We start from the raw sequence: 10109 nt of genomic DNA, 5'->3' as shown, positions 1-10109 counted from the left end.
GCCGCTGTCGGCGGATCGGCAGCGGTGCCGTCACCGCTACGACCACATCGACCTCCCGGTGATCCGCCCAGTGGTGACCCGAATCGAACTGTTCGGCGGGCGCTGTGGCGGCTGTGGACGTCGTGCCCGGGCCGAGGTGCCGACGGGGATGGCACCGGGAACGCCGTTCGGACCGGGCGTCCGTTCCCTGCTTCTGTATCTCCACCACAGCCACCATGTCGGCTTCGAGCGATTGTCGCGGATGATGAAGGACCTGTTCGGGTTGGCGGTCTCGGAAGGCGCCATCGCCAATGCTTTCCGTCGGGTCCGGACCGGGCTGGACGAGGCACGCGCGGCCATCAAGGCCAAATTGCTGACCGCCCGGGTGATCGCCTCGGATGAAACCACCACCCGGGTCGATGGCGTCACCCACTGGCAGTGGGTGTTTGTCTCGGATCGGGCGGTGCTGCACGACATTGCGCCGCGCCGGGCCAAAAGCGTCGCCGAGACCGTGTTGGGCGACTACCGCCCCGGGGTCTGGGTGTCCGACCGCTACGCCGGACAGCAGGATCTCGCCCTGGCCCATCAGGTCTGTCTCGCCCATGTCCTGCGCGACGTCCAATACGCCATCGATTGCGGCGACACCGTCTTCGCCCCGAAAATTCGTGATCATCTCCGTTGGGCAATCCGTGTCGGCAAACGACGAACAGAGCTCAAGGACTCTACGCTGGTCGCTTATGCCGCCAAGGCAGAGCGCCGCCTCGACACCCTGCTCGCCATCCCCGCCGCTCATCCGGCCGGGAAAATCCTCCAGCGCCAGATCAAGGCGTGGCGAACGAAGTTCTTCGTCTTCCTCACCGATCGCGAGGTCCCGCCCACCAACAATGTTTCCGAGCGCGAGATTCGGCCCTCCGTCGTCTTCCGCAAGGTCACCAATGGATTCCGCTCCGACTGGGGTGCCCAAGTCCATGCCGGATACCGGTCTGTCACCGGCACGGCGCGCCTCAAGGGCCAGACTGCCCTTCAGGCCGTTCGTGACCTCGTCAACGGCACCTTCGTTGTCGCCTGACAAAATCGACGCCAACCCCGTGAGCAATTACGTCGCGACAGCGTCGTGACCGGCTTCAAGGCGCTGATCCCTACGATTCAGGGCTGCCCTGACCAGGACGACCGCCATGTCATCGCCGCCGCGTATCACTGTCATGCCGACGCCATCGTCACCTTCAACTTGAAGGACTTTCCCCCTGCGGCCCTGGTCCCCTATGGGCTCGAAACGATCCACCCCGACGACTTCGTCCGCTACCAGTTCGATCTCGATCTGGCCAAGGTCCTCGAATCCGTTCGCATTTGTCGGGCGCGGCTGAAAAATCCACCGAAGTCGATTAACGATTTTCTCGACACGCTGGAGGCCCAAAGCCTGCCCAAGACCGTGGCCGAACTTCGCCGCTATTCCGCCATTCTCTAATTGGTGTCTGCGGGAATAGTCGCCCCCCTTGTCCCGGTTCATTAGGCAACCGGCCCAACAGGCTCATTCCTCTTCGGCCTTGCCTGTCAGGGGCTTACCCAGGCCAGGAAGCGACCATGGCGGCTAAACACAACAGGGGCGATGGCGGACGCCATGCCGACACCCTACCAACGTGCCCTATCTGCGGAGGGTGCGTCAGTTTAACTTATTGAGACTTGATAATTTCAGGAAGGTGGCTGGGGCGGGAGGACTCGAACCTCCGAATGGCGGTACCAAAAACCGCTGCCTTACCGCTTGGCTACGCCCCACCAGCGTGGGAGGCACCTTAATCTGAACCGCTCGGGCTGGCAATGGCCGAACTGTCGTTTGTTCAAATACATCGGTGCGAAAGTAACAGCGGCCCCTCCTCTTGGGAGGGGAGGGGCCGTAACAAGGAACCTCTTAGCGCGAATAGAATTCGACGACCAGATTCGGTTCCATCTGGACCGGGTAGGGAACGTCCGCCAGCTTCGGGATGCGGATGAACTTACCCTTCATGTCCTTGTGATCGACTTCGAGGTAATCGGGAACGTCACGCTCGGGCGACTGCGAGGCTTCGACGATCAGGGCGAGATCCTTGGACTTCGTCTTGACCGAAATTTCGTCGCCTTCACGAACCTGATAGCTCGGAATGTTGACGCGCTTGCCGTTGACGCGGACGTGGCCATGGTTGACCAGCTGACGCGACGCGAACGGGGTGGGGGCGAACTTGAGGCGATAGACCACGGCGTCGAGCCGGCTTTCCAGCAGGCCGATCAGGTTCTCGGAGGTGTCGCCACGACGGCGCACGGCCTCGTCATACAGGCGGCGGAACTGCTTCTCGCCGATATTGCCGTAATAGCCCTTCAGCTTCTGCTTCGCCATCAGCTGGGTGCCGAAGTCCGAAGGCTTCTTGCGGCGCTGACCGTGCTGGCCGGGGGGGTTCTCCTTACCGCGCGCCAGCGGGCTCTTGCCGCGGCCCCACAGGTTGGCGCCCAGGCGGCGATTGATCTTAAATTTCGCTTCGATACGCTTGCTCATGGTCGTCCTTCGGTCCGAATTAATCGGTTCACGATTGTCCCGATAGCCCTGATCCGGCACAGCCGGGGGAGGGTGAGCGCGCCACAACGCCGCCCGCCCATTTTCTCGGGAGAGAGGGCGGAACTATACGGAGCGCGGCTCGGATGTCAAACGAAACAAGCAGCAGGCGGCCGATCTGCCGCCCGTTTATAGCGCTTGGGCCAGCCGAGACTTGGGAAGGGGGGTGATTTCTATCGTCGATCAGGTTATATCAGACCGCTTGAGATACAAGGGGCNTTTGACACATGACCGTTCTCGTTACCGGAGCCGCCGGTTTCATCGGCTACCACACCTGCCTGCGCCTGCTGGAGCGTGGCGAGTCGGTTCTTGGTCTCGATAACCTCAATCCCTATTACGATGTCGCGTTGAAGGAAATGCGGCTGTCCAAGCTGGCCGAGTTTCCGGGGTTCCGGCTTGTTCGTGCCGATATCGCCGACCGCGCCGCCGTAGCCGAGATCGAGCGCGCCAATCCCGGCATCGACGCGATCATCAATTTGGCCGCCCAGGCCGGAGTGCGGCATTCCTTGACCGCCCCGCACGATTACACTCACTCCAATGTCGAAGGCCATCTGGTGATGCTGGAGTTGGCGCGGCGGCTTCCCGTCTGCCGCCACTTCGTCTATGCCAGTTCGTCCTCGGTTTATGGCTCGAACACCAAGCTGCCTTTCTCTGTCGAGGACCGGGTTGATACCCCGATCTCGCTTTATGCCGCCACTAAGCGCGCTGGTGAGCTGATCAGCCATTCCTACAGCCATCTGTTCCGTATCCCCACCACGGGCCTGCGTTTCTTCACCGTCTATGGTCCGTGGGGACGTCCCGACATGGCCGCCTATCTGTTCGCCAAGGCGATCGTTGCCGGTGAGCCGATTCGGGTGTTCAACAATGGCGACATGCGGCGCGATTTCACCTTTATCGACGACATCGTGTCGGGGGTGGTCGGCGTGCTCGATAATCCGCCGCCCGACACGGGGGCGGAGCCGCCCTCGCGGCTGTACAATATCGGCAACAATCGGTCGGAACGCCTGATGGATTTCATCGGTCTGGTCGAAGAATCGCTGGGGCGCAAGGCAACCTACATCTTCGAGCCGATGCAGCCGGGCGACGTCAAGGAAACCGCAGCCGATATTTCAGCGATTGCCCGTGACGTCGGGTTTGCTCCCACCACCCCGATCAGCGTTGGTGTGCCGCGCTTTATCGACTGGTTCAAGCAATATCACGGTCTGTGATTCCGTCATCGTTTCGGCGGTAATCCGGCTTGCGTTGATGAGGGCACAAAATAAAACGGCGGGGGATAGTCCCCCGCCGTTTCTTTTTTGAAGGCTTAAAGCGCGAACCGCTTATTCAGCCGCCTTCTGCTCCTGAGCCTTGGCGATGCCAAGACGATCCCACACGGCGCAGAACGATTCGATCAGATGATCCATCATCGAATCGTCGTGGAGCGGGGTGGGGGTGATGCGCAGACGCTCGGTTCCAACCGGGACGGTCGGGTAGTTGATCGGCTGAACATAGATGTTGTAGTCCGACAGCAGCAAATCGCTGGCCTGCTTGCACAGCGAGGCATTGCCGACCATCACCGGAATGATGTGGCTGACCGACGGCAGCACCGGAATGCCACGCTCGGACAGACGCCGCTTGCAGGTGGCGGCGCGTTCCTGATGCTTGACGCGCAGTTCCGGGTGCTTGCGCAGATACTGGACGCTGGCAAGGCAGGCGGCGGCGGTTGCGGGCGGCATCGAGGACGAGAAGATGAAGCCCGGTCCAAAGCTGCGGGCGTAATCGACGCAGGCATTGCTGGCGGCGATATAACCGCCGACGACGCCGATTGCCTTGGCCATCGTGCCCTGGATGATGGTGATGCGGTCGCGCAATCCATCACGCTCGGCGACGCCCGATCCCTGCTCGCCATACATGCCGACGGCATGAACTTCGTCGAGGTAGGTCATCGCGCCGTACTTTTCGGCGACGTCGCAGATTTCGGCGATCGGGGCAATGTCGCCATCCATCGAATAGACCGACTCGAACGCGACCAGCTTGGGCGCATCCTTGGGGGCGGCGGCGAGCAGACGCTCAAGATCCTGCGCATCATTGTGGCGGAAGATCTGCTTGGGCGACCGACCGTGGCGGATGCCCTCGATCATCGAATTGTGGTTCAGCTCGTCCGAGAAAATGATGCAGCCGGGGATGGTGGCGCCCAGCGTCGAGAGGACGGTCTGGTTGGCGACATAGCCCGAGGTGAACAGCAACGCCGATTCCTTGGCGTTGAAGTCAGCCATCTCTTCTTCAAGCAACACATGGTAGTGGTTGGTGCCCGAGATGTTTCGGGTTCCACCGGCACCGGCACCGCAGCGGTCGAGCGCCTCGTGAGTGGCGGCGATCACTTCGGGACGCTGGCCCATGCCGAGATAGTCGTTGGAGCACCACACCACGACTTCAACGGTCTTGCCATCACGATGGTTCAGCGCCACCGGGAAGCGGCCGCAGATCCGCTCGAGATCGGCGAAGACACGATAGCGGCCTTCGGCCTTCAGATCGGCAATTCGCTTGGAAAAATAGTGCTCGTAATCCATCCCAGTCCTCCCTCCGACCTGCCGGGTGAGGAGACCCCCTCTCTCCCGGCGGTTCGAGCTAACTTTATTGCCCGCAGGGGACGTCTGCGATCGTTCGCGCGAGCGGGCGGTGAGCAACAAAAGCCTGTCCGATCCGCCCTGTGCAGAGCGAACCGGAACAGGGGGCGATCCTAGAGGATCGAAAAGGTGCCTTGCAAGTGTACTTGAGGTAATTCCCCTCACTTCCTGCCAGGGTATTGCCGATTTTTGCTGTTTGACGGGGGGAGCCGTGCCGGGTAGGCCGGTCCTCCCCGTCCGGTTGGGGCGATCAGCGCCGTTCGGCAACCCAGGCGGCGGTGTCGGCCAGCGCCAGGGCAAAGCGGTAGAGCATCTCGGAAATCTCGTCGGCGGTGATGATCAGCGGCGGGGAGAAGGCAACCGAATCGCCCATCGCCCGCAGGATCAATCCATGGCCCTGGGCACGGGCGACCAGCGCCGCCCCCACGCCCCATGCTGGATCGAACGGGGTCTTGGTTTCCTTGTCGGCGACCAGTTCGACTGCCCCGATCAGTCCGATTCCGCGCACCTCTCCCACCATGGGGTGGTTGGCGAAACCGCGCAGTCCGTCTTGCAGCACGGGAGCCACCTTGGCTACATGGCTAAGGATGTCGCGTTCGGCATAGATCTTCAGGGTTTCGACCGCGACCGCGGCAGAGACCGGATGACCGCCATAGGTGTAGCCGTGGCCAAAGGTGCCAATCTTTCCCGCTTCGGCGACAATCGGGGCGAGAACCCGCTCGTTGATCAGCAAGCCCGAGATCGGCAGATAGCCGGACGACAGCCCCTTTGCCACCGTCATGATATCGGGGCGCATCCCGAATGTCTCGGACCCGAACATCTTGCCAGTACGACCGAAGCCGCAGATCACTTCATCGGCGACCAGCAGGATATCGTATTTGTCCAGGACCGCCTGGATCTTGGGGAAATAGTCGGCGGGAGGCACCACGACGCCGCCCGCGCCCATGACCGGCTCGGCGAAGAACGCGGCGACGGTATCCGGTCCTTCGGCCAGGATCATCGCCTCCAGTTCCTCGGCCAGACGGGTCGAGAATGCTTCTTCGGTCTCCCCCGGACGGCCGCCCCGGTAATAATGCGGACATGCGGCGCGCAGCACCGCCGGGTCGGGCAGGTCGAACGAGCGGTGATTGACCGCCAGCCCGGTCAGCGATGCGGTCGCGATGGTGACGCCGTGATAGGCGCGGTCGCGGGCGATGACCTTTTTCTTGTTGGGCTGTCCCATCGCGTTGGCGCGATAACGGATCATCTTCAGCGCGGTGTCATTGGCCTCCGAACCCGATCCGGTCAGGAACGCCCGCGCCATCGGCACCGGTGCCATCGCCAGCAACCGCTCGCCCAGGTCGATCGCCGGGTCATGACTCTTGTGCCCGAAAAGGTGGTAGAACGGAAGCTTGCGCATCTGCTCAGTTGCGGCGGTGACCAGTCGTTCCTCGCCCCAGCCGAGCGCGGTGCACCATAATCCGGCCAGCCCCTCGATGTAATCCTTGCCGGTGTCGTCGAACACTCGGACGCCTTTGCCGTGGCTGATCACCAGCGGGCCGATTTCCTGATGGCGGATCGGATTCGTATAAGGATGAAAGAGCGATTCGATGTCTCGCTCGGCAGTGGTGCGATTGGTCGGGGTGGAGGTCATGATCTCTCCGTAGGGGGGACTGAAAAAAGTTGTTCAGTGGCTTAGATCGTGGTCAGCCAGCCGATCAGAAGCGGGGTCAGGATCGCGGTGACGATACCGGCCAGACCGATGGCCAGGCCGGCATACGCGCCCTGTGTTTCGCCTTCCTGGAAAGCGCGGGTGGTGCCGATAGCGTGGGCAGAGATGCCGAAGGCCAGCCCGCGTGCGGAGGGGGAGCGCACCCGAGCGCGGTCGAGGACCCAACTGCCGAAGATCGCTCCGGCGACGCCGGTCAGAACCACCAAAACCGCAGTCAGCGACGGAATGCCGCCGATTCGTTCGGAAATTCCCATCGCGATCGGGGTGGTAACCGATTTGGGAGCAAGACTGAGCTGAACCGCCGGAGAGGCCCCCAGAATGCGGGCAGAGGCGACGACGCTGATCAGCGCGACCGCCGATCCTATCAACGCCGTTGCCAGAACGGCGGGCCACGAACGGATCAGCGACGGTAATTGCCGGTACAGCGGCACCGCCAGGGCGACCGTTGCCGGTCCCAGCAGGAGGTGAACCATTTTCGCGCTGTCGAAATAGGTTTGATAGGCGATGCCGGTAACGCTCAGGATCGCGATGATAACAACCATCGTCACCAGCACGGGATTGACCAGGGGGCGGCGGCCACACCGTTCAAACAGCCATATCGCTCCCTGATAGACCAGCAAGGTCAGGGCGAGGCCGAACATCGGCGAGCTGGCAACGGCGTCCCAGGCGGCGCGAGGCTCGAAGCTCATGGCTTATCCTTCCGGGCCTGACGATCAAGCAACTGCATCGTAACGCCGGAGATCACCATCGTCAGCAGGGTGCTGACCAACACCGCGACGGTTATAGGCACTGCCTCGGCGGCCAGAATGTCGGTCTGGACCATCACCCCGACGCTGGCCGGAACAAACAGAAGGCCGAGATTACCGAGGATGCCTCGTGTCACACGGTCGAGCGATTTAGGAATCCGACCTCGGATCATCAGTCCCAGGAACAGAACCACCATCCCCGCCACCGGGCCGGGCAACGGCAAGTTGAACAGCCGGACGATCGCTTCGCCGGCAAGCTGGCAGATCACCAAAACCGTGATAGAACCGAGCAAAGCCGCTTCCTTTCCCAAGCCGGAGGGTTCCAATGCCGTCCACCTTGTCCATCGACCTGCTGGGAGCGGTCGCCGGAGTGATGACTACCCTGTCCTTCGTGCCGCAAGTGGTCAAGACCCTGCGCACACAGCAGACACGAGACATCTCGCTTTCGATGTGGGTGCTGTTCTGCTGCGGGGTGGGGCTATGGATCGTCTATGGGGTGCTGGTTCCGGCTTGGCCGGTGGTTGCCGCCAACATCCCGACCCTGATTTTGGCCGGGCTGATTCTGGCGGTCAAGATCCGCAATCTCAGGCGGGAATAAGAAGAAGGCGGGGCGCTAAACGCCCCGCCTTCGGTTCATCAGGCGCCGCGGCCGCCGTGCAAAGCCGACCACTGTACCGGATCGTGCAGGAACGAACGCACCGCCTCGATCGCGCGGCGATCAAACGGGCCATCCTGTTCCGCCACTTCCAGAACATCCCACCAATTGGCGAGATAGCCGAGCTTGACGCCGATCTCTTCCAGGCTCTTCAGCGCGCCAGGGAACACGCCGTAGAAGAACACGACGAAGGAGAAATCGATCTTGCAGCCCGCTTCACGCAGAGCATTAACGAAATTGACCTTCGACGCGCCGTCCGACGCCAGATCCTCGACCAGGACAACGCGGGCGTCGTCGCGGAAATCGCCTTCGATCTGGGCGTTGCGGCCAAAGCCCTTCGGCTTCTTGCGGACATACAACATCGGCAGACTCAGCCGGTCGGCGATCCAGGCCGCATAGGGAATGCCAGCCGTTTCGCCGCCGACGACGGCATCAACCGACTCGTAGCCGGAATTGCGCAGAATTGCGGCGCTCATCAACTCGACGATGCGGGCACGGGCGCGCGGGAACGAGATCACCTTGCGGCAATCGACATAAACCGGGCTGGCCCAGCCCGAGGTCAGGATATAGGGTTCCTCGGGTCGGAAGTTGACCGCCCCGATCTCCAGCAGGATGCGTGCCGTGGTCAGGGCTGCTTGCTTCTGCTCGTGTGTGCGGGAAACGGTATTTGCCATTGGGACGCCCTCTTCTGATCGCCTTGTCGCGTGGGCGCTCTATAGGCACAATCGACCGGATCCTGCAAGAACACAGAAACGGGGAGTGGCAATGTCCGAATTAATTAACGTCGTATGTAACGAGGGCGTTGCTACCGTAGCGTTGAATCGTCCCGACAGAATGAATGCTCTTAATCTACCGATGTGGCAGGGACTGGCGACGGCGTTCACCCGCCTTTCCGCCGATCCGCAGGTCCGGGTGGTGGTGCTGCGCGGGGCCGGGACCAATGTTTTTGCTCCCGGCGCGGATATCGACGAGTTCGATACGTTGCGGGCCGATGCCGCCCAGGCCAAGGATTACGATCTGGTGTTGCGCGCCGCCCTGGACGCGGTGCGCGCCTGTCCTCACCCGGTGATCGCCGCGATCTGGGGGGCGTGTGTCGGTGGTGCGCTGGAACTGGCCTGTTGCTGTGATTTGCGGCTGTCGGCCCGCTCGGGGCGGTTCGGGGTGCCGATCAACCGTATCTCGGTGGTGATGGCCTATCCCGAACTGGCCGAAATCCGAAGGGTTGCCGGTGTCGCCGTCGCGTCGGAATTGTTGCTGGAAGGACGGGTGATTGACGCCGATGAAGCGTTGATGAAGGGGCTGGTTACCCGTGTCGTCGAGGATGACGCCCTGGAGGCTGAAATCGCCGCCACCGCTCGTCGTATCGCCGCCGGAGCGCCGTTGGTCAATCGCTGGCATAAGGCATTTCTGCGCCGTCTGGACGATTCCAGGCCAACGTCCGATGCCGAGATGGAGGAATGCTACCGCTTTCTCTCGACCGCCGATTACGCCGAGGGACTGGCCGCCTTTCGCGCTCGCCGCAAGCCAGTCTTCCGGGGCGAATAAGATCAAAGACGTGCGAGTGCCGGTGTCGCCGTCTCCGAGGCTTAAGGTGGTGAGGGGGGGGCACCTTCCTTGACCCAGCCCAGCACGAAAACCCGGATCGCAGACGAGAGCGATCCGGGAGCCTGGGGGCCGAATCGGCCCGAATCGATCTCGGTAACGAGCTGATTGACCGATTGCCCACGATCGGCGGCAATCTGCTTCAACTCGTCCCAAAACGCTTCTTCCAAGGTCACGCTGCTGGCGTGGCCAGCGATCATCACTGATCGCTTCTGCACATGCTGTCCGG

At 62.1% G+C, this 10109-nt stretch carries 12 protein-coding genes and 1 tRNA gene; 5 read left to right on the top strand and 8 right to left on the bottom strand.

Translation table 11 applies throughout. The features are described from left to right. Positions 1 to 1048: IS66 family transposase (tnpC, locus tag PHAMO_RS03485; RefSeq protein ID WP_040566125.1), on the top strand; the 1048-nt coding region annotated here is incomplete at its 5' end. Between the two features lie 45 nt (positions 1049 to 1093). Next, entirely contained in the window at positions 1094 to 1444 is a 351-nt protein-coding gene (locus PHAMO_RS03480) for a PIN domain-containing protein (RefSeq protein WP_002726507.1), read from the top strand. A 233-nt stretch (positions 1445 to 1677) separates the two neighbouring features. Here the strand turns inward: PHAMO_RS03480 and PHAMO_RS03475 are convergent. After that, positions 1678 to 1752, bottom strand: a tRNA-Gln gene (locus PHAMO_RS03475). A 133-nt stretch (positions 1753 to 1885) separates the two neighbouring features. Further along, entirely contained in the window at positions 1886 to 2503 is a 618-nt protein-coding gene (gene rpsD, locus PHAMO_RS03470; RefSeq protein WP_002726506.1) for a 30S ribosomal protein S4, read from the bottom strand. Between the two features lie 284 nt (positions 2504 to 2787). Here rpsD and PHAMO_RS03465 point away from each other — a divergent pair, with 284 nt between their 5' ends. Then, the gene (locus PHAMO_RS03465) at positions 2788 to 3768 is read left to right on the top strand and encodes an NAD-dependent epimerase/dehydratase family protein (RefSeq protein WP_002726504.1); all 981 of its coding nucleotides are present in this window, start codon (positions 2788 to 2790) and stop codon (positions 3766 to 3768) included. A 111-nt stretch (positions 3769 to 3879) separates the two neighbouring features. On the opposite strand, the gene hemA is transcribed toward PHAMO_RS03465, so the two are convergent. The 4 genes from hemA to PHAMO_RS03445 all read right to left on the bottom strand — a co-directional run bounded on the left by hemA (position 3880) and on the right by PHAMO_RS03445 (position 7916). Then, positions 3880 to 5109 (bottom strand): 5-aminolevulinate synthase, encoded by a 1230-nt coding sequence (gene hemA, locus PHAMO_RS03460; RefSeq protein WP_002726502.1) that lies wholly within the window; start codon positions 5107 to 5109, stop codon positions 3880 to 3882. Positions 5110 to 5416: 307 nt separating this feature from the next. Next, on the bottom strand, positions 5417 to 6799 hold the full coding sequence (locus PHAMO_RS03455) for an aspartate aminotransferase family protein (protein ID WP_002726500.1): 1383 nt from the start codon (positions 6797 to 6799) through the stop codon (positions 5417 to 5419). 41 nt (positions 6800 to 6840) lie between these two features. Further along, positions 6841 to 7566: an LrgB family protein gene (locus tag PHAMO_RS03450; RefSeq protein ID WP_002726498.1), complete on the bottom strand. Its 726-nt coding sequence runs from the start codon at positions 7564 to 7566 to the stop codon at positions 6841 to 6843. Continuing rightward, positions 7563 to 7916, bottom strand: a complete 354-nt coding sequence (locus PHAMO_RS03445) for a CidA/LrgA family protein (protein ID WP_002726496.1) — start codon at positions 7914 to 7916, stop codon at positions 7563 to 7565. The genes PHAMO_RS03450 and PHAMO_RS03445 overlap by 4 nt, the downstream gene beginning before the upstream one ends. A gap of 32 nt (positions 7917 to 7948) precedes the next feature. Between PHAMO_RS03445 and PHAMO_RS03440 the strand changes: the two genes are divergently transcribed. Then, on the top strand, positions 7949 to 8221 hold the full coding sequence (locus PHAMO_RS03440) for a SemiSWEET family sugar transporter (RefSeq protein ID WP_002726494.1): 273 nt from the start codon (positions 7949 to 7951) through the stop codon (positions 8219 to 8221). 38 nt (positions 8222 to 8259) lie between these two features. Here the strand turns inward: PHAMO_RS03440 and PHAMO_RS03435 are convergent, their stop codons facing one another. After that, positions 8260 to 8952 carry an orotate phosphoribosyltransferase gene (locus PHAMO_RS03435; RefSeq protein ID WP_002726492.1) on the bottom strand — a complete coding sequence of 231 codons (693 nt, stop codon included), beginning with the start codon at positions 8950 to 8952 and terminating at the stop codon, positions 8260 to 8262. 91 nt (positions 8953 to 9043) lie between these two features. On the opposite strand from PHAMO_RS03435, the gene PHAMO_RS03430 reads away from it, so the two are divergent. Further along, positions 9044 to 9823, top strand: a complete 780-nt coding sequence (locus PHAMO_RS03430) for an enoyl-CoA hydratase/isomerase family protein (protein ID WP_002726490.1) — start codon at positions 9044 to 9046, stop codon at positions 9821 to 9823. A gap of 41 nt (positions 9824 to 9864) precedes the next feature. On the opposite strand, the gene PHAMO_RS03425 is transcribed toward PHAMO_RS03430, so the two are convergent. Continuing rightward, positions 9865 to 10098 carry a ribbon-helix-helix domain-containing protein gene (locus tag PHAMO_RS03425; protein ID WP_268869793.1) on the bottom strand — a complete coding sequence of 78 codons (234 nt, stop codon included), beginning with the start codon at positions 10096 to 10098 and terminating at the stop codon, positions 9865 to 9867. Between the last annotated feature and the right edge of the window lie 11 nt (positions 10099 to 10109).

Origin of the sequence: Magnetospirillum molischianum DSM 120, from assembly GCF_000294655.1 — a bacterium.
Classification (GTDB): Bacteria; Pseudomonadota; Alphaproteobacteria; order Rhodospirillales; family Magnetospirillaceae; genus Phaeospirillum; species Phaeospirillum molischianum.
Note: the sequence above shows the minus strand (reverse complement) of the source record. Positions and strands in the feature narration are given on the sequence as shown.